Here is a 17,361-nt window from a genome sequence, read left to right on the forward strand (position 1 = left end):
TGCGTGTTTTTCAAGCGGTGCATGAGTGCGGCGGCGTCTCGCAAGCCGCGCGGCGTTTGCATTGCGTGCAGTCGAATGTCACCGCGCGGCTGAAGCAGCTTGAGGCGCGGCTGGGCGTGCCGCTGTTCACGCGCAAAAACCGGCAGATGGAGATCACCGCCCGCGGCCGCGTGTTGCTGGCCTATGCCGAGCGGCTGCTGGGGTTGGCCGACGAGGCCGAGCTGGCGATGACCGGCGGCGCCGGTCTGCCGGGGCTGCTGCGGCTGGGCGCGATGGAAACCACCGCGGCGGCGCGCCTGCCGGCGGTGTTGAGCGCTTTTCACCAGACACAGCCAAAGATCGCCATGCAGTTGATCACCGGGCCGACGGCGGACATCGTCGAGCAGGTGCGTGAACACGCTGTGGATATCGGCTTTGTCGCCGGCCCGGTCGGCGCGCTCGACTTGCAGGAACAGCCGCTGTGGCAGGAGCAATTGGTGCTGATCACCGAGCGCGGCCATCCGCCCGTGCGCCATGCCCGCGCGCTCGCCAACCGTTCGCTGCTGGTGTTTCGTCACGGCTGCAGCTATCGCCAGCGGCTCGAACGGTGGTTTGCCGCCGAGGGCGTCACACCGGACGTGATGCTGGAATTCGGCTCGTTTCAGGCGATCGCCGGCTGCGTCGCCGCCGGCATGGGCGTGGGGCTGCTGCCGCGTACGGCGCTGGATTTGCTGCCGCAGCGCGCGGAGGTTGCCGCGCATGACTTGCCGGACGAGTACGCCACGGCGCAGACCGCCATGATTTGGCGGCCTAGCAATGGCGGTATCCATGCGGTGCGCCTGTTTCTCGAACATCTGCGCGCTGGCGTGTCTGTATGAAAAATGCCTGGCCTTATGGCCAGGAGTAAACTTTCTTGTTATGGCGGACGGCAGCGTGCAATCGGGTCAAAATCATTGACTGATCTGGCTGGGCTGCTTGCTCAGGAAAGTGGCGGGTGGGGCCGGCGCTACAATATTTTATAGAATATGACATTGGGTATAATAATTGTCATATTTCTGCAATTTTTAGTTTTTATCCTTGCCACAATTGGTTAATAGGGATGAACCACAATGGCGGCAAATATTCTTCTGGTCGAAGACGAACCGGCCATCCAGGAACTGATCGCTTTCAATCTCACTCAGGCGGGCCACAATGTGCTGCGCGCCAGCACTGCGGAAGCGGCCATCACCCTGGTCAGAAATGCCTTGCCGGATCTGGTGCTGCTCGACTGGATGCTGCCGGGGGTGTCGGGGATCGAGGTCGCGAAGAAATTGCGCAGCGATGAGCGCACCCGCGCCGTGCCGATCATCATGTTGACCGCGCGCTCGGACGAGCAGGACAAGATTTCCGGTTTGGATGCCGGCGCGGACGACTACATCACCAAGCCGTTCTCGCCGCGCGAACTCTTGGCGCGCATCAAGGCGGTGCTGCGCCGCCGCGCGCCGCAGATGACCGACGATGCCGTCGAGGTGCAAGGGCTTAGACTCGATCCGATCACGCACCGCGTCAGCGGCAACGATCAATCGATCGAGCTTGGGCCGACGGAATTCCGCCTGCTGCATTTCTTCATGACCCATGCCGAGCGCGTGCATTCGCGTGCACAGTTGCTGGATCAGGTGTGGGGCGACCACGTGTTCGTGGAGGAGCGCACGGTCGACGTGCACATCCGTCGCCTGCGCAGCGCGCTCGAACAAACCGGGCACGATAATTTGATTCAAACGGTGCGCGGTACGGGCTATCGTTTTTCCACTCAGCGTTAAGGTATCAGTGAGGCGGGTTTGCGTGACTTTCTGCAGCGGGTGTTAGGTTGGCTGACGGCGTTGGTGCTGATCAGCAGCGGGTTTTGGTTGTTTTCCAGCGCGCAGGACGGTCTGATCGCCCTGTCGATCGGATTGGGCGGCATGCTCGCCTTCCATCTGTTTCACGTGGCGCTGCTCCTGCGCTGGCTGAAGAATCCCACCGCCGAACGCGTGCCTGACGGCTTCGGCGTTTGGCAGACGGTGTTCATGACGCTGTACCGGCAGGTGCGCACGCAGACGCAAAGCAAGCGCAAGTTGACCCATGTGCTCGAGCGTTTCATCAACGCCGGCGAGGCCATGCCGGATGGCGTGATCGTGCTCGACGAGCATGATCGCATCGAGTGGCTCAACCCGATGGCGGTGGAACACTTCGGCCTCGACCGCCAGCGCGACGTCGGCAATCTGCTGCTCAATCTGATCCGCCAGCCGTCGTTCCACGCCTATATGAAGGCCGATAATTTCAGCCAGCCGTTGGTGCTGAAGTATTCGCAACCGCGCGAGATCGTGTTGGCCATCCAGCTCGTGCCGTTCGATTCCACCCGTAAGCTGATGCTGTCGCGCGACATTACCCAATTGGAAATGGTGCACACCGTGCACAAAGATTTCGTCGCCAACGTGTCGCATGAATTGCGCACACCGCTGACGGTGATCGGCGGCTTCCTGGAAACCCTCAGCGACATGGATGAGGATGATCCGGCGATGCTGCGCCAGTTCCTGCCGATGATGATGGAACAGTCGCGCCGCATGCAGTCGCTGGTGGAGGACCTGCTTACCTTGTCGCGGCTGGAAAACAGCCCGGCGCCGCTGACCTCGGAAAAGGTCAATATGCATGAAATGCTCGAGACGCTGATGGTCGAGGCCGAGGGGTTGTCGCAGGGGCGGCACCGGGTGTCGATGCAGCAGCAGACCGGGCAGTGGCTGTGGGGCAATACGCGCGAACTGCACTCGGCCTTCAGCAATCTGGTGTCCAACGCCATCCGTTACACGCCGGAAGGCGGCCGGATCGAGCTGTCCTGGCGCGAGGAGCCCGAACGGGTGATCTTCAGCGTGTCGGATACAGGTATCGGCATCCCGCGCGAACACATCCCGCGACTGACCGAGCGTTTCTACCGGGTCGACCGCGGCCGTTCGCGCGGCAACGGCGGCACCGGCTTAGGGCTCGCCATCGTCAAGCACGTGCTGGCGCGCCACCACGCGCGGCTGGAAATCTTGAGCGAACCGGACATGGGCAGCACGTTCAGCGTGGTGTTCAGCCGCGAGCGGGTGGCGGATCCGGTAGCGGTGGAGAGTCCCGGCAAATAAGCCTGGCAAGCCTATCTCTCGATATATAAAGACTTGGCTTAACTGTCGTCTGGCGCTACGATGCAGTTTTCCCCTTCGCTGTATCGGATCACACCATGAATCGTCTGCAAGCCATCCGCCCCTTCGGCCAGCGCATCTGGCTCGACAACCTCTCCCGCGAACTGCTCTTCTCCGGCGAGCTGGCGCGTTTGATCAAACAGGACGGTATTGCAGGGGTGACGTCCAATCCGACGATTTTCCATAAGGCCATCAGCACCGACCCGCGTTATCGCGACGACATGACCGCGCTCAAGGCGCGCGGCATGGGGGCGGAAAAGACCTATGAAGAACTGGTGATTCCCGATGTGCGCACCGCCTGCGACATGATGTTGCCGGTGTACCAGCAAAGCGAACGCGACGACGGCTACGTCAGTTTGGAAGTGTCGCCGCTGCTGGCGCACGACGCCGAGGGCACGCTGCAGTCGGCGCGCGATCTGTGGCAGTCGGTCGGCCGTCCCAACCTGATGATCAAGATTCCTGCCACGCCGGAGGGGATTCAGGCGTTCGGCGTGCTGACGCGCGAAGGCATCAACGTCAACATCACGCTGCTGTTCAGCCTGAAGCAGGTTGAAGCGGTCTGGGACGCCTACATCGGCGCGCTGACCGCCCGTTTGGCCGACGGCAACGCGCTGGGTCACGTCAAGGCAGTGGCCAGCTTCTTCCTGTCGCGCGTCGACTCGCTGCTCGACGGGCAATTGCCGGCGGCGCTCGGCGGCAAGGGCGCCATCGCCCTGTCCAAGGTCGCTTATGCCCGCTACATGGAGCGCTTCCACGGCGAGGAGTTCGCCGCGCTGGCGCGCGCGGGCGCCCATCCGCAATACCTGCTGTGGGCCTCGACCGGCACCAAGAACCCGGCCTACTCCGACGTGCTGTACGTCGAAAGCCTGATCGGCGCCGAAACCATCAACACCGTCCCCGACGCCACGCTGGCCAAATTCCGCGATCACGGCAACGCCGCCGCCACCCTGCGCCAGGATCTGGACGGCGCGCGCGAGACGCTGGCGCAGATCGCGCAAGCCGGCATCGACCTGGAGGCGGTTGGCGAGCAATTGCAGCAAGACGGCCTGAAACTGTTCGTCGACTCGTTCAACGCGCTGATGGAACTGACCGCCTAAACCAGGTTTCTCTATGTGCAAAAAAACGCCACGACGTGGCGTTTTTTATTGCCCATTAGGCCGTGGCTGGCGCCATGGTGCGAGGCACGGTTAGGCGCGCGTTCAGCGGCGGCGGATCGGCCAGCCAGAGATCGAGCAATTGAGCGCAGTAGCCATCGTGGGAATCCTCCAGCACGAGGTGAATAGGCCCACCCCGGAGGGGGTGGGGGCTGTTCCTACGCTCTCTAATGTCCAAGAAGCGCCGAGGGCCTTGCGGAAACACCTCGCAGCCCCCGGCGGATACAACAGCGCGGCCAGGCGTGACCTGGCCGATGGGGCTGGACAAAAGAGATTTAGGAGCCTCCAGCCTAGGGGAGGGCGGTTCCTGTCGTCTAACCTGCGCGGCCGGGATATTTCACTATGCATCGCATAATGCGTCGCGCCGATCTTGATGGCGTTATAGGCTGATCGCCAGATAAAGCAGATAGGCGGCGCCGTTGAGGGCCAAGTGGCCGACGCGCAGGCCGCGCCGCGCCATCAGGCACAGCCAGGTTGCCGCGCCCAGGGTGAAGACCAGCGGGATGAACACGTCCGGGCGTGGCGACCACGGCGTCAGCGCGATGCCCATCGCCGGCAGCAGCGTGCCCTGGAACACCATGGCGCCGGTGATGTTGCCGAGCGCCAGCGTGTCCTTGCCGCGGCGGATCCACAGAATGGAATTGATCTTTTCCGGCAGCTCGGTGGCGATCGGGATCACCATCAACGACAGCAAGAGCGGGCTGATGCCCAAGAGACGCGATGCCGCTTCCACCCCGGCGATGAAGCCCTCGGCGCCGCCGACCAGCAGGCCGAGGGCCAGCGCCAGCTGCAGCCCAATACTGACGAGGCCGACCGGCAAGCCCAGCCGTGACAGCAGCAGCGGCGTTTCCGCCTCGGTGCCGTGTCCTTGCTCGACCAGCGCGCTCGAGGCGCGCAGCGTGCTCATCACATACAGCAGATAGAGCAATACCAGCAGCAGGCAGACCAGCGCGCGCGACGCGGCCCAGTGGCCTTGCTGCGGCAAAAACATGGCCAGTGCCGACAGCGCGTAGGCGCCGAGAAACACGTGCAGGTCGCGCATGAGGCCGCTACGCTCGGCGGCGATGGCGCCTTTCGGTCCGCGCGTGCGCCACACCGACAACCCCATCAGACAGACCGATAGCGTCGACAGCATCAGCGGCGCGCCCAGGATGGCGCCGACGCCGATTTCTTGATTGACCTCGCGCCCGGCGCCACCATCGAAAATCGCCAACAGCGGCACCATGGTTTCCGGCATCGCGGTGCCGACCGCGGCGAACAGCGAACCGGTCACCCCCTCGGAAATACCCAGCCGGTGGCCGAGATGTTCTAGCGCGTTGGTGAAGGTTTCGGCGGCGATCAGGATGATCAGCAGCATCGACAGCAGCGTGGCGAAGGTCGTGAACATATTCTTTGGGCTGAACAAAAACAAAGCCGGCGGTGCGCGACCGCCGGCAGGGTCGGGAAAGACTTAGAGTTCCGGCGTGCGCTTGGCTGCCATGTGCGTGCCGGCGACGCGTTTTTCCTCGGCGGTCATCACCTTGTCGGCGGTCGGAATCAGCCACGCTTCTTCAATGGCGGCGTGCAGCCGGTACTGGCGCACGAACTCCTCGATTTCAATGCGGCTGATGACCGAGATGTCGCCGTTCTTCAGCGCCAACAGGTCGTCGCGGATGGCGTTCCAGCACGAGTGCAGGTAACCGTGTTCGGCACGCAATTGCTCAAGCTTCGGCGGCGCGGTCGGCACGCGCGCTTCCAGAATCGGGAACAGCTCGTCTTCTTCGTCGCTGTGGTGCGACGGGCCGGCCTCGTCGAAATAGCGCACGATCGAATCGATGGTCGATTTGACGGCGTTGTCGACGCCATGTTCGGCGATGTACGGCGACAGTTTGTCCAGCAGATCGCAAAAGCGCCGAATCCGGTCGTGACAGGCCAGCAGCATTTCCAGCGGCTGGTCGAAGGAAGGCGCGGGATGGGTCAGGCTTTCAAGCGTTGGCATGATGACTTTCTCCGGCATGGCGATGTGTTTGCAGTCAGTATGCGCCAAGCGTGGTGACGGTTTTTCGAGTGCGCGCGGCAGGCGTATGCATTCGCTGTCAGAATACCACGGTCCTTGCAGCGCAACACGGCGAATCTGGCCTAAAATGAGCGTTTTACGCCGAGACCATCGTCATGACCGAATCACGCTCGCCACTCGGCCTCAACGCCGCCGGCTGGGTCGAATCCGCGCGTCACGTGCCGTCGCCCAACCACAACGAGCGCCCGGCCGGCACGGCCATCGACTTGCTGGTGATCCATAACATCAGCCTGCCGCCGCGCCAGTACGGCGGCCCCGGCGTTGAGCAGTTGTTCACCAATACGCTCGATCCCAACGCCGATCCCTACTATGCCGGTATCGCCGGCCTGAAAGTGGCGGCGCATTTCTTCATCCGCCGCGATGGCGAACTGGTGCAATTCGTGCCGGTGCACCGCCGCGCCTGGCATGCCGGAGTATCGAACTGGCAGGGCCGCGACGGCTGCAACGATTTTTCCGTCGGCATCGAGCTGGAGGGTTGCGACTTTGAGCCGTTCACCGACGCCCAGTACGCCCGGCTGATCGCCCTGACCCAACTCTTGTTCGCCGAATTGCCGCTCAAAGACATTGCCGGCCATTCGGACATCGCCCCCGGACGCAAGACCGACCCGGGGCCGCACTTCGATTGGGCGCGCTACCGCGCCGGGCTCGCCGCCTAGGGCCTGTCCGCAGACAGCCCTCGGCGTCATCCTCTGCTGCTTTTCGGCAAGGCGGCTCCCGCCTTGCCCGCCTTTCCCTGCCTGTCGCCACCTTACTTTTCCCGATTTGTAAGCCGAAATTTCCACCCCCGTCGGCGGAATTTCTGGTTTGCGTCATATTAAACTCAATGATTGAAAATGTATTTCAATTCATTGCCAAATTGGCTACGGTGTGCACGTTCCCGACCGGATGGAACGATGACTTTCACACTTTGGAGTAAACGACATGATGCAAGCGTTGAAGCAGTTTTGGCGGAATGAAGAGGGCGCCGCAATGATCGAGTACGGTCTACTGGCCGCGTTGGTTGGGGCCGCAATGGTCGTTGCTTTGAACGCGCTTACAGGCAACTTGCAAGGGCTGTTTGCCCGGATTGGTCGCGTCCTGGGTGGCGCAGGCGGCGGCGCGACGAACTGACGCGCGCCGTATCGATGGCGGCGGCCGCACTCTGGCGACAGGGCTGGGGCGCTATTTATCTGTAACCGCTCGCGATGAAGGGGAATGCATGGGCGCGCTAGTACTGCAGCATATGCCGCCGCTGCCGGTGATGTGCACGCTGCTCGGTCTGCTGATCTGGGCTGTGACGAGCGATCTATCGTCGCGCCGCATTCCCAATGCGCTGATCTTGGCGGGGCTCGCGCTGGCCTGGCAGGCGCAGTGCCTGGCGTTGGGCTGGCGCGCTGGCTCGGTGGCGTGCCTTGCCGGCGCGGGTGTCGGTTTGGCGCTGATGCTGCCGGGTCATCTATTGCGCATGGCGGGGGCGGGCGACGTCAAGCTGATGGCGATGGTGGGCGCGTTTTTTGGCGCGGCCGGCGCCTTGCAAGTCGGTTTGGCGGCGATGCTTGCCGGTGGCGGGTTGTCGCTGCTGTGGCTGGCGCTGCGGCCGGGCGCGCAGCGATTCAATCTGCGATGGCTGACACTGTGTCTGGCGCAGCCGGGCGTCTGGTTGCCGGGACGGCGGCAGAGGGCGGTGCGCGAGCGCATGCCTTACGGCGTGGCCATTGCCCTCGGCTGTGCCGCGGTGCTGTGGTTGAGCGCCTGACATTTTCAAGGGAGCGGTGGCTGTGATGAATGTGCGCGCGCTGGTTGCGCTGACGTTGGCGGTCGTGCTGGGTGGGGTTGCGGTGTGGCTGGCCTGGCAAGGGCTGCGTCCGGACGAGGCGGCGCCGGCGGCGCGCCGGGTGGTGCTAGCGGCGCAGGGGTTGCCGCCGGGTACGGTGTTGCGGCCGGCGATGCTGAAAACCGTCGATTGGCCGCGCGCGGCTGACGCGCCGCCGGCGGATGCGTTCGAACAGGCCGGCGTGTTGGACGGCCGGGTGCTGATGGCCGGCGTCGAGGCCGGCGCGCCGATCGTTGCCGGTGCGTTGGTGCCGGAAGACGGCGGGTTGTCCGGGCTGATGACGCCGGGCATGCGCGCCGTCACGCTGCGCGTCGATCAGGTGGTCGGCGTCGCCGGCTTCGCTTTGCCGGGCAGCCGGGTGGATGTGGTGCTCACCGGCCAGGCCGACGCCTTCAAGTTATATGGCAAAGCGCCGCCAGGACGCGGCGACGCCGCGCTGTCGCAGCCGCTGGCGTATGCCAAGGTGGTGTTGGCCAACGTGCGCGTGCTGGCGCTGTCGCAACAAACCGGCGCGCAAGACGGCAAACCGCTGCTGGCGGACAGCGCCACGCTGGAGGTGTCGCCCGAGCAGGCGGTGACGCTGAACCTGGCGCGGCAGCTCGGCAGTTTGGCGCTGGTGCTGCGCCGTGCCGGCGATGGCGAAACCGTGGCGCAAGACGGCCAAATCGAACTCGCTCTGTTGCGTACCGCATCGGCACCCGCCGCGCGCGCGGCGCCCAGCCGCGGGGTCTGCGTGAAAGTTTATGAAGCCGGCAAAGCGGTATCCGGCTGTTAGCACCCTCTGAACAAGTTATTTGCCACTGCGGGAGAGAAGGGAATGTCTTGGCGTGTTTTCAATCTGGCGTGCACGGCCATACTGGCCGGCTGTGCGTTCAGCGTGTCCGCTGGGGCGGCGCCTGGCCTGGTGGCCGGCGCCTCCCCCTGCAGCGCGCTCAACGGTGCGCCGCCGCTGCGGGTCACCCTGCCGTTGGGCAAGTCGACCAACCTTGAGCTGCGCGAACCGGCGCGGCTGCGCGCGCTCGGCAATCCGGCGGTGGCGCAGACCGTGCAGATGGGGCCGAAGTCGCTTTACCTGCTGGGCGTCGGCCTGGGCACCACCAATCTGTTTCTGCGGGGCGCCAACGGCCGTTGCAGCCTGGTCGACGTGACGGTGCAGGTGGATATCGACGGGTTGCGCCACTTGCTGGCGGCGCATTTGCCGGATGAGCGCGAGATTCAAGTCGGCGCGGCCGCGCACTTGCCGGTGCTCAGCGGCACTGTGTCCGACGGCGTGGCGGCGGAGCAGGCATTGACGCTCGCGCGCCAGTTCATCGCCAGCGCGCGCTCGATCAGCCGCGACGACAAGGGGATGGGCGGCTTGCAAGGGGAGGTCATCAATCTGCTGCGGGTGGCGGCGCCGCAGCAGGTGATGCTGGAAGTCAAAATCGCCGAGGTATCGAAAAACCTGCTATCGCAATTGGGCATCAGCGGCAGCCTGTCCGGCGGCATCGGCAATATCGGCCTCGGTCTGACCAGCAGTTTACTCAACACGGCCAAGGCAAGCAGCCTGTTGGCCCTGGTCGGCGCGCGCGGCCAGTTGGGGGTGACCGCGGAAAAGAGCGATGGCTTGGTCAAGGTGTTGGCGGAGCCGAACCTGGTGGCGGTCAGCGGCCAGCCGGCGCACTTTCTCGCCGGTGGAAAAATCTTTCTGCCGGTGCCGCAGGACAGGGACAAGGTCGTGCTGCAGCAAGAACCCTTCGGCGTCGGCCTGACCTTTACCCCCACCGTGCTGCGTCAGGGACTGATTCATCTGCAGGTGGCGCCCGAAGTGTCCGAGCTGTCGGAAAGCGGTGCCAGCATCAAGCGGCACAAGGACGAAGCCTGGACGTTGCCGGTGATCACCACCCGGCGCGCGCAAACCAGCGTGCAGGTGTATGACGGCCAAAGCTTCGCTATCGGCGGCCTGCTGAAGAACAACGTCACCGGCACGGTGAAAGGGCTGCCCGGCCTGATGGATCTGCCCATCCTGGGCGCCTTGTTCCGCAGCACCGATTACCGCAACGAACGCACCGAGCTCGTGTTCATCGTCACGCCACGGCTGGTGCGCGGCATGCCGGCGCCGCCGGCGCTGCCGACCGATACCTTCGGCCAGGTCGACGGCAACAAGGTGCTGCTCGATGGCCGTTTCGAAGGCGCGCAGCCGGCGGGCAAGGCGGCCGCGCCCGCCCCTGCCGACAAGGAGATTTCCCCATGAAGATTGTTTCGATGCGCATCTCGTCGCTAGCACTGGTCTTCGTTATCGCGCTGAGCGCCTGCGGCTTTAGCACAACGCCGCGCGCCGATGCGCGTTTCGGCCAGTCGCTGCGCGCGTTGCAGACGCAGCAGACCATTCACCCTCAAGGCGCGCCGAACCAGGCGCAGCTGCCGGCGCTGGCCGGCGACGTGGCGGTCGAAGCACAACGGCAATACCGGGCGTCGTTCGCCGAGCGTGAGCAGAAGCCCGCCGCGACGGTCGTGGTGCGCGAGCAGATGCAATGAAGATCGTGTTATGGACGCCACTGGCCGAGGCCGTCGATCCGACGCTGCGCAACAGTCTGCGCGCGCATCGTTTGCGCGAGGTGCGCGCGCCGCTCGACGCGCTGACAGGCCAAGCCGACGTTTTGTGCCAAGCCGACCTGCTGCTGGTTTGGACCGATGCGCCGAGCGATGTCGATTGGGCGGCGCTGGCGCAGGCCAGCCCGCTGTTTCCCGCCGCGGGCTGCGTGTTGTTGTGCGCCGCCATGTCGGCGCCGCAGCTGCGCCAGGCGATGCGCGCCGGTGTGCGACTGGCGCTGGAATGGCCGCGCGAGGCGGACTTGTTGCCGGACGAATTGGCACGGCTCGCCGACGCGCAACCGCGCGAAGCCGGCGCGGCGGGCCGGGTGCTGACCTTTTGCTCGGCCGGCGGCGGCAGCGGCGTCAGCCTGGTGGCGGCCAATTTTGCCGTGGCCTGCGCGCTCAGACGGCGGGAGCGCGTGCTGCTGGTCGATTTGTGCCAAGGCTTCGCCAACAGCCACCTCTACCTGACCGCCGGTCTGCCGGCGCGCACCGTGCTTGACCTCTGCGGCCAGGTGGCGCGGTTGGACGCCGCCTTGTTCGCCGCCGGCTTGGTCAATGTCATGCCGGACGTCGACTTGCTGCCGGGGCCGCTCGACCCGGCCGCGGCCGGCGACATGACCCCGGCGCAAATCGACGCCGTTCTGGCGCTGGCGTGCCAGCTGTACGACTGGGTGGTGATCGATATCGGCCAACGCTTCAGCCCGGTGAGCATGAGCGCGCTCGACCGCAGCACGAGGGTCAACGTGGTGCTGCAGCCGACGGTGCCGCATCTGTCCGCCACGCACCGGCTGGTCGAGATGCTGCAGGGACTCGGGGTGGCGCACGCGCACATCACCGCCTGGCTCAATCGTTACGACGCCCGGCGCGCGGCGCTGCAGCCGGCGTTGCTCGGAGAAAAGCTGGGCTGCGGGCCGTTGCTGGTGTTGCCGGACGATCCGGCGCCGGTGGCGCAGTCGGTGTTGCTCGGCAAGCCGTTGCCGGTTTGCGCCGCCAAGAGCGCGCTGGCGCGGGCGCTTTGGTCGGCCGTGGCCCACGTCGGGCCGCCGCTGTTGACGCCGGTGGCGCCGCCCGCCTTTTGGCGCCGGTTTTTCACACGTTGGATGAGAGAGAACCCGTAAGCGATGACTTCTTTGCGAGAAAAAATCCTTAAGTCTGTCCCGGCGCCCGCGCCGATTGTCCAATGCGCGCCGGCGGCGCCCGTGGCGGCGGTGGCGACGGCAGAACAGTTGGCGTACCAGCGCATCAAGATGAACGTGCACGGCATCCTGATCGACCGCGTCGAACTGGACAAGCTCAACCGCTTGCCCGAGGAGCAGGTGCGCCAGGAGCTGGCGCGCCTGGTCGGGGCGATCGTGGCGGAGGAGCGCATGCTGCTCAACGACGCCGCGCGCAAGCGGCTGGCGCAGGACGTGTTTGACGAGATGTTCGGCTTGGGCCCGCTGGAGCCGTTGCTGCGCGATCCGACCGTGTCGGACATCCTGGTCAACAACAGCCGCAGTGCCTACGTCGAGCGTCATGGCCGGTTGCAACCGGTGGATCTGGTGTTTCACGACGATGCGCATCTGCTCAAGATCATCGAGCGCATCGTCTCCCGTCTGGGGCGGCGCATCGACGAGGCATCGCCCATGTGCGACGCGCGCCTGCCGGATGGGTCGCGCGTCAACGCGGTCATTCCGCCGGCCGCCGTCGACGGCCCCTGCCTGTCTATCCGGCGTTTTCCGGCGCAAAACCTGACGGTGGAGGATTTGGTGCAGTCCAAGAGCCTGACCGCCGAAATGGCCGCCATGCTGCAATATGCCGTGCACGCCAAGCTCAACGTGGTGATTTCCGGCGGCACCGGCTCGGGCAAGACCACGCTGCTCAATTTGCTTTCCGCCGCCATCGCGCCGAACGAGCGGGTATTGACCATCGAGGACGCCGCCGAACTGGCGCTGCGGCAGCCGCATGTGCTGCGGCTGGAAACCCGGCCGCCGAACATCGAGGGCAAGGGCGAGGTGACGCAGCGCGATCTGGTGAAAAACGCGTTGCGCATGCGCCCGGACCGCATTGTGCTGGGCGAGGTGCGCGGCGCCGAGGCGCTCGACATGCTGAACGCCATGAACACCGGCCACCACGGCTCGATGACCACGCTGCACGCCAATACCCCGCGCGACGCGCTGGTGCGGCTCGAACACATGGTCAGCATGGCCAACGCCAACCTGCCGATCCGGGCGTTGCGCTATTTGATCACCGCCGCGGTCAACCTCGTCGTGCAGGTGGTGCGGCAATCCGATGGCACGCGCCGCGTGGTGAGCGTGCAGGAAGTCACCGGCATGGAGGGCGAGGTGATCAGCATGCAGGAGCTGTTCAAATTCGCGCGCACCGGAGTCGACGATCGGGGCAAGGTGTTGGGCTATTTCTGCGCCACCGGCGTACGGCCGCGCTGCTACGAGAACATTCTGCTGGCGGGCCATGCCTTGCCGGAACGAACCTTCGACCCGGCCTGGCGGGTCGAGGCGTAGGCGGAAAGGCGCAGGCGATGACGAACGTATGGACCTTGGGGGGGCTCGCCATGGCGGGAGCGGGGTGCTTCGCCTATGGGATGTCGCAGTGGCGTGGCGCCGGCGGCATGGCGCTTAAGCTGGAGGCGCGTCTGCAGGCGCTGTGCGCCCGTCCGGCGCCAGGCTCGGCCATGGAAACCATCGCGCGGCATGACCCCAATCGGTGGTCGCCCTGGTCGCGCCGCCTGCTGGCGTGGTTCCCCCGGCTGGAAGGGTGGAATAAGCGGCTGCGCCAGTCGGGATCGGCCTGGCCCGTGTCCCGGCTCATCGGTGCGGCGCTAGCTGCCGGTTTGGCCGGCGCGCTGTTGGCGGCGGGCGTTGGGGCGATGGCCTGGTCCTGGCCGCTGGCGGCGCTGGCGGCGGGCATGCTGCCGTTTTGCTGGGTGGGGCAGCGCGCCAGGCGGCAGGCGAACCGGTTCGACGCGCAATTGCCGGAAGCGTTGGCGCTGATCAGCCGGTCGCTGCGCGCGGGGATGACCCTGCCCGCGACCCTGGCCATGGTGGGCGACGAATTCGCCGCGCCGCTCGGCCCGCATTTCCGGCAGTTAAGCGATGAGCTGGGGTATGGCGCGGCGTTCGGCGAGGCGCTGGACCACCTGGCCGCCAACGCGCCGAGCGAGGTCTTGCGCTACGTCATCAGTGCCATGGCCGTGCAGCGCGAAGTCGGCGGCAATCTGGCCGAACTGACCGCCAATGTGGCCGAAGTGATGCGCCTGCGTTTGCGCATGAACGATAAGGTCAGAGCGCTGACCGCGGAGGGCCGCCTATCCGCGGTGCTGTTGACCGCGTTGCCGCTTGGCATGCTGGCGCTGCTGGCTGTGCTCAATCGCGACTACGTCAGCGTGTTCTGGACCGATGAGACCGGGCGGATGCTGCTGGCCGCCATGTTGGTCATGGTGATGCTCGGCAACCTGATGATGCGGCGCATGGCACGCATTCGCTATTGAATTCAAGGAGACACGACGGTGCGTTTACTGACTTTGGCCGTGTTGCTGACCGTGTTTGTGGCGGTCGTGGCCGTGGGCACCCGGTTGTTGCTGCGCTGGCTGCCGGATCCCCAGCTGTGGTGGCGGCTGGCGGCGCTGGCGCCGCGGGCGGACCGGACCGGGGCGCCGCCGCCTGCCATGCGGCTGATGGTCATGCTGCGGCGTATGGTTGAGCCTGCTGAAGACCAGGGCATCGCGCTGCGCCTGGCGCAGGCCGGCTGGCGCTCGGAGGCGGCGCTGACGGTTTTCTATGGCGGTAAGAGCCTGCTGTTGCTGACCTTGCCGTTGATAGCCTGGTTCTGTTTGCCCGATGGGGTGAGCGGGGTGAACCGGCTGCTGGTGCTGCTGCTGGCGGCGGTCAGCGGTGTTTTTGTCCCCAATTGGCTGCTCGGCCGCCATGTGGCGGCACGTAAGCAGCGCCTGCAAAACGCCTTACCGGATGCGTTGGAACTGTTGCGCGTGTGTATCGAAGCCGGCTTGGGCTTCGATAGCGCGCTGACGCGCGTGACGCGCGAGCTGAGTGACGATTGCCGCGATTTACGCGACGAGTTCGGTCTGTTGCTGTTGGAAATCGACGCTGGCGTGGCGCGCGCCCTGGCACTGCGGCGCATGGCCGCGCGCGCCGGGCTCGAAGACTTCTCCGCCTTGGTGACCTTGCTGGTACAGGCGGAGCGTTTCGGCACGCCGATCGGCGAGGCGCTGAAAGTCTATACCCGCGAGATGCGCCTCAAGCGCCAGCAGCGTGCCGAGGAACAGGCAGGTCAGCTGGCGGTCAAGCTGCTGTTGCCGATGGGCCTGTTTATCTTCCCCGCTTTGTTTTGCGTGTTGCTGGGGCCGGCGATCTTGCGTGTCTCGCGGCAGTTGCTGCCGGTATTGGGGGGCTCGGCATGAACAAATCGTTGCCGCGCGAAAGCGGTGCGGCGCTGATCGAATTTGCTTTGGTGGCGCCGCTCTGCATGCTGTTGCTGCTTGCCGTGTTGGAGCTCGGCGCGTTGATGTGGGCGCGCTTGAGTCTGCAGCACGCGGTACGCGAGGCCGGCCGCTTTGCCCTGACCCTGCGGGACGGGCCGGCCGAGCCGCGCGACCGGCACATCGTCACGCTGCTCCATGACGACTCGTTCGGCGTCTATGCGCGTCTGCAACAGCGCTGCGTGACGACCACACTGAATGGCGGCAATCCTTCCGCCTGCCTGAACCCCGCGCGCGGGGCCGCACCGGCGGTCTTTGGCGCGGCCAATGACCGCGTGCGCTTAGCCGTGCGGGGCTGCTGGCCGTTGCTGACGCCGCCGCTTGCGGCTTTCTTCCCGCGCGGCGTCGATTGTTTTGACGCCTCGACCGTGTATCGGAACGAACCGTGAAGCCCCCCCGCGTCCTCGACCAGGCGCGCGGCGGCGTGCTGATCGAGTTTGTCTTGCTGTTGCCGGTGTTGCTGCTGCTGGCGTTGCCGCTCGTCGATTACGGGCGCGCGATCTGGGCGCCCGTCGCCTTGAACGACGCCACGCGCGCGCTGGCCAATTGGCTGTCGCGCGAGCCAGCCGCCGGTCTGCCCTTGCCGCAACGCCTGCAGCAGGCGGTGGCGGCTATGCATGGCGTTGCCGATAGGGGCGATGATCGGTGCTTCGTCGTCACTTGGCTGGTAGGCGGGGCGGGGGGGGCGGCATCCCGCGCGTCGGCGCGCTGGCCAGAGACCTGCCGGATCGAGACCGCCGCGCGCGCGCCATTGGCACAGCGCAGTCTGCCCCAATTGGCGCCGGGCCAGCAGGCCTATGTGGTCGAGGCGTTCGGCAACCAGCCGCCGATTTTCCTGCGCGGCGTGCTGGGGGCGGCTGCGCCGCCAACGGCCGTCTATGCGCGCGCGGTGTTTTGAGGAGGGGGGCATGCGGCGGCAACGACTTGACGATGGGCGACGTGAGCGCGGCGCGGTGACCTTGATGGCGGCGTTCGGCATGGTGGCGTTGATCGGTTGTGCCGGTCTGGCGCTGGATGGCGGCATGGCCTATTTGACGCGCGCGCGCCTGTCGAGCGCCGTCGACGGCGCCGCGCTGGCCGCCGGCCGCGTGTTGGTACTGGGGGGGCGATTCGCCGAGGCCGAATCGGTCGCGCAAGCCTATTTCGACAGTGCGTATTTCGCCCAGGCTTATGCCGCCGGCCTCACGCCGGTCAAATTGAACCTGCGGCTCCTGTCGCAGAGGCCACTGCATTTGCAGGTGTCGGCCCAAATCCGCCAACCGCTGTATTTGATGCCGGTGCTGGGGATGCGCGACATGGCGATCGCGGCCGAGGCCGAGGTGGCCAACACGCGCCGGCAGCCGGCCACGGCGGGTTCGCCGGCGGTCTCGCGGCGCAAAGGGGTGGACTTGATGATGGTCACCGACATGTCTAGCTCGATCTTGCATTCATCGGACTGGGTGCACGTGGTCAGAGAGTCGAAAAAGGTGTTCGAGTCATTGGATGCGCGCAGCGACCGTGTCGCCCAGATCATCTATGGCGACGGCGTGAAAACGCTGTTGCCTTTCCAGCCGCGCCCCGGCTTCGATCTGGCGGAAATGCGCCGTCTTAACGGCGTGATGCAGACGCCGAACGTGCCGGAGCTCGATGGCGGCGCCGGGGGCGGCACCGCCACCGGGCCCGCGCTGGCACAGGCCAACGAGGCGCTGGCGCGCCTGCCGGCCCGGGCGCCGCTGCCGGTATTGCTGTTGTTCACCGACGGCGTCGCCAATCTGCAGTGCATGGACCCGCGCCGGCCGGGCGACGCGTTGTCCGTGCCCTGCCGCCGCATTGGCGTGCCGGTCTCGCAGTCCAGCAACGAGACGGTGGCGCAGATGCGCGAGGGCATCCGCGCCGCGCTCGATCGCGGCACCACGGTGTTGATCGTCGGCTACGGTCGGGAGTTGCGCGGCACGCCGCACCCAGTGCCCGAAGGCATCAAGAGCGGCGAAGCGTGGCTGCTGGACGCGCTGGCTCAGCCGGGCGAGGCGCCGCGCCTCGATGCCAACCAGACCTACAGCAACGGCAATGGCATGTACTGCTGGTCGGGCGATCCGGTCGGGCTGAAGGCG

General features: G+C 65.8%; 19 protein-coding genes. 17 read left to right on the top strand and 2 right to left on the bottom strand.

Features of this window, described 5'->3' with window-relative positions:
• The 4 genes from JOZ06_RS14655 to tal all read left to right on the top strand — a co-directional run.
• A partial coding sequence (locus tag JOZ06_RS14655; protein ID WP_293233706.1) for a LysR family transcriptional regulator occupies nucleotides 1-857 on the top strand: 857 nt, incomplete at its 5' end.
• Between the two features lie 231 nt (nucleotides 858-1,088).
• Nucleotides 1,089-1,778: a phosphate regulon transcriptional regulator PhoB gene (gene phoB, locus JOZ06_RS14660; protein ID WP_293233708.1), complete on the top strand. Its 690-nt coding sequence runs from the start codon at nucleotides 1,089-1,091 to the stop codon at nucleotides 1,776-1,778.
• Between the two features lie 18 nt (nucleotides 1,779-1,796).
• Entirely contained in the window at nucleotides 1,797-3,119 is a 1,323-nt protein-coding gene (gene phoR, locus JOZ06_RS14665; RefSeq protein ID WP_293233710.1) for a phosphate regulon sensor histidine kinase PhoR, read from the top strand.
• A 95-nt stretch (nucleotides 3,120-3,214) separates the two neighbouring features.
• The gene (gene tal / locus JOZ06_RS14670) at nucleotides 3,215-4,273 is read left to right on the top strand and encodes a transaldolase (RefSeq protein WP_293233712.1); all 1,059 of its coding nucleotides are present in this window, start codon (nucleotides 3,215-3,217) and stop codon (nucleotides 4,271-4,273) included.
• A 436-nt stretch (nucleotides 4,274-4,709) separates the two neighbouring features.
• Here tal and JOZ06_RS14675 read toward each other — a convergent pair whose 3' ends face one another.
• Nucleotides 4,710-5,717 (bottom strand): sodium:calcium antiporter, encoded by a 1,008-nt coding sequence (locus JOZ06_RS14675; protein WP_293233714.1) that lies wholly within the window; start codon nucleotides 5,715-5,717, stop codon nucleotides 4,710-4,712.
• A 63-nt stretch (nucleotides 5,718-5,780) separates the two neighbouring features.
• Entirely contained in the window at nucleotides 5,781-6,308 is a 528-nt protein-coding gene (locus JOZ06_RS14680) for a hemerythrin domain-containing protein (RefSeq protein WP_293233716.1), read from the bottom strand.
• Between the two features lie 173 nt (nucleotides 6,309-6,481).
• On the opposite strand from JOZ06_RS14680, the gene ampD reads away from it, so the two are divergent.
• The 13 genes from ampD to JOZ06_RS14745 form a co-directional block, all read left to right on the top strand.
• Entirely contained in the window at nucleotides 6,482-7,042 is a 561-nt protein-coding gene (ampD, locus tag JOZ06_RS14685; protein ID WP_293233718.1) for a 1,6-anhydro-N-acetylmuramyl-L-alanine amidase AmpD, read from the top strand.
• 265 nt (nucleotides 7,043-7,307) lie between these two features.
• The gene (locus JOZ06_RS14690; RefSeq protein ID WP_293233720.1) at nucleotides 7,308-7,496 is read left to right on the top strand and encodes a Flp family type IVb pilin; all 189 of its coding nucleotides are present in this window, start codon (nucleotides 7,308-7,310) and stop codon (nucleotides 7,494-7,496) included.
• 88 nt (nucleotides 7,497-7,584) lie between these two features.
• On the top strand, nucleotides 7,585-8,121 hold the full coding sequence (locus JOZ06_RS14695; protein WP_293233722.1) for a prepilin peptidase: 537 nt from the start codon (nucleotides 7,585-7,587) through the stop codon (nucleotides 8,119-8,121).
• 25 nt (nucleotides 8,122-8,146) lie between these two features.
• Nucleotides 8,147-8,974: a Flp pilus assembly protein CpaB gene (gene cpaB, locus JOZ06_RS14700; protein WP_293233742.1), complete on the top strand. Its 828-nt coding sequence runs from the start codon at nucleotides 8,147-8,149 to the stop codon at nucleotides 8,972-8,974.
• A gap of 42 nt (nucleotides 8,975-9,016) precedes the next feature.
• Nucleotides 9,017-10,432 (top strand): type II and III secretion system protein family protein, encoded by a 1,416-nt coding sequence (locus JOZ06_RS14705; protein ID WP_293233724.1) that lies wholly within the window; start codon nucleotides 9,017-9,019, stop codon nucleotides 10,430-10,432.
• Nucleotides 10,429-10,716 (top strand): hypothetical protein, encoded by a 288-nt coding sequence (locus JOZ06_RS14710; RefSeq protein WP_293233726.1) that lies wholly within the window; start codon nucleotides 10,429-10,431, stop codon nucleotides 10,714-10,716. Before JOZ06_RS14705 ends, JOZ06_RS14710 begins: the two co-directional genes overlap by 4 nt.
• Nucleotides 10,713-11,894 carry a cellulose synthase operon protein YhjQ/BcsQ gene (locus tag JOZ06_RS14715; protein WP_293233728.1) on the top strand — a complete coding sequence of 394 codons (1,182 nt, stop codon included), beginning with the start codon at nucleotides 10,713-10,715 and terminating at the stop codon, nucleotides 11,892-11,894. Before JOZ06_RS14710 ends, JOZ06_RS14715 begins: the two co-directional genes overlap by 4 nt.
• A 3-nt stretch (nucleotides 11,895-11,897) precedes the next feature.
• A complete protein-coding gene (locus JOZ06_RS14720; protein WP_293233730.1) occupies nucleotides 11,898-13,277 on the top strand; it encodes a CpaF family protein in 1,380 nt (459 codons plus the stop codon).
• A gap of 17 nt (nucleotides 13,278-13,294) precedes the next feature.
• Complete coding sequence (locus tag JOZ06_RS14725) at nucleotides 13,295-14,263, top strand: type II secretion system F family protein (RefSeq protein WP_293233732.1); 969 nt, start codon at nucleotides 13,295-13,297, stop codon at nucleotides 14,261-14,263.
• Nucleotides 14,264-14,281: 18 nt separating this feature from the next.
• Nucleotides 14,282-15,193 (top strand): type II secretion system F family protein, encoded by a 912-nt coding sequence (locus tag JOZ06_RS14730; RefSeq protein ID WP_293233734.1) that lies wholly within the window; start codon nucleotides 14,282-14,284, stop codon nucleotides 15,191-15,193.
• Nucleotides 15,190-15,660: a TadE/TadG family type IV pilus assembly protein gene (locus JOZ06_RS14735; RefSeq protein WP_293233736.1), complete on the top strand. Its 471-nt coding sequence runs from the start codon at nucleotides 15,190-15,192 to the stop codon at nucleotides 15,658-15,660. The genes JOZ06_RS14730 and JOZ06_RS14735 overlap by 4 nt, the downstream gene beginning before the upstream one ends.
• Nucleotides 15,657-16,169, top strand: coding sequence for a TadE/TadG family type IV pilus assembly protein (locus JOZ06_RS14740; protein ID WP_293233738.1), 513 nt, complete (start codon nucleotides 15,657-15,659; stop codon nucleotides 16,167-16,169). Before JOZ06_RS14735 ends, JOZ06_RS14740 begins: the two co-directional genes overlap by 4 nt.
• Nucleotides 16,170-16,179: 10 nt before the next feature.
• The coding region (locus JOZ06_RS14745; protein ID WP_293233740.1) for a vWA domain-containing protein at nucleotides 16,180-17,361 on the top strand (1,182 nt) is incomplete at its 3' end.

It is taken from the genome of Paludibacterium sp., assembly GCF_019232825.1.
Classification (GTDB): domain Bacteria; phylum Pseudomonadota; class Gammaproteobacteria; order Burkholderiales; family Chromobacteriaceae; genus Paludibacterium.

Excerpts from the sequence above, each read along its gene's own strand:
- phoB (WP_293233708.1), top strand. The coding sequence starts at position 1,089 with ATGGCGGCAAATATTCTTCTGGTCGAAGACGAACCGGCCATCCAGGAA.
- tal (WP_293233712.1), top strand. The coding sequence starts at position 3,215 with ATGAATCGTCTGCAAGCCATCCGCCCCTTCGGCCAGCGCATCTGGCTC.
- JOZ06_RS14675 (WP_293233714.1), bottom strand. The coding sequence starts at position 5,717 with ATGTTCACGACCTTCGCCACGCTGCTGTCGATGCTGCTGATCATCCTG.
- JOZ06_RS14680 (WP_293233716.1), bottom strand. The coding sequence starts at position 6,308 with ATGCCAACGCTTGAAAGCCTGACCCATCCCGCGCCTTCCTTCGACCAG.
- ampD (WP_293233718.1), top strand. The coding sequence starts at position 6,482 with ATGACCGAATCACGCTCGCCACTCGGCCTCAACGCCGCCGGCTGGGTC.
- JOZ06_RS14690 (WP_293233720.1), top strand. The coding sequence starts at position 7,308 with ATGATGCAAGCGTTGAAGCAGTTTTGGCGGAATGAAGAGGGCGCCGCA.
- JOZ06_RS14695 (WP_293233722.1), top strand. The coding sequence starts at position 7,585 with ATGGGCGCGCTAGTACTGCAGCATATGCCGCCGCTGCCGGTGATGTGC.
- cpaB (WP_293233742.1), top strand. The coding sequence starts at position 8,147 with ATGAATGTGCGCGCGCTGGTTGCGCTGACGTTGGCGGTCGTGCTGGGT.
- JOZ06_RS14705 (WP_293233724.1), top strand. The coding sequence starts at position 9,017 with ATGTCTTGGCGTGTTTTCAATCTGGCGTGCACGGCCATACTGGCCGGC.
- JOZ06_RS14710 (WP_293233726.1), top strand. The coding sequence starts at position 10,429 with ATGAAGATTGTTTCGATGCGCATCTCGTCGCTAGCACTGGTCTTCGTT.
- JOZ06_RS14715 (WP_293233728.1), top strand. The coding sequence starts at position 10,713 with ATGAAGATCGTGTTATGGACGCCACTGGCCGAGGCCGTCGATCCGACG.
- JOZ06_RS14720 (WP_293233730.1), top strand. The coding sequence starts at position 11,898 with ATGACTTCTTTGCGAGAAAAAATCCTTAAGTCTGTCCCGGCGCCCGCG.
- JOZ06_RS14725 (WP_293233732.1), top strand. The coding sequence starts at position 13,295 with ATGACGAACGTATGGACCTTGGGGGGGCTCGCCATGGCGGGAGCGGGG.
- JOZ06_RS14735 (WP_293233736.1), top strand. The coding sequence starts at position 15,190 with ATGAACAAATCGTTGCCGCGCGAAAGCGGTGCGGCGCTGATCGAATTT.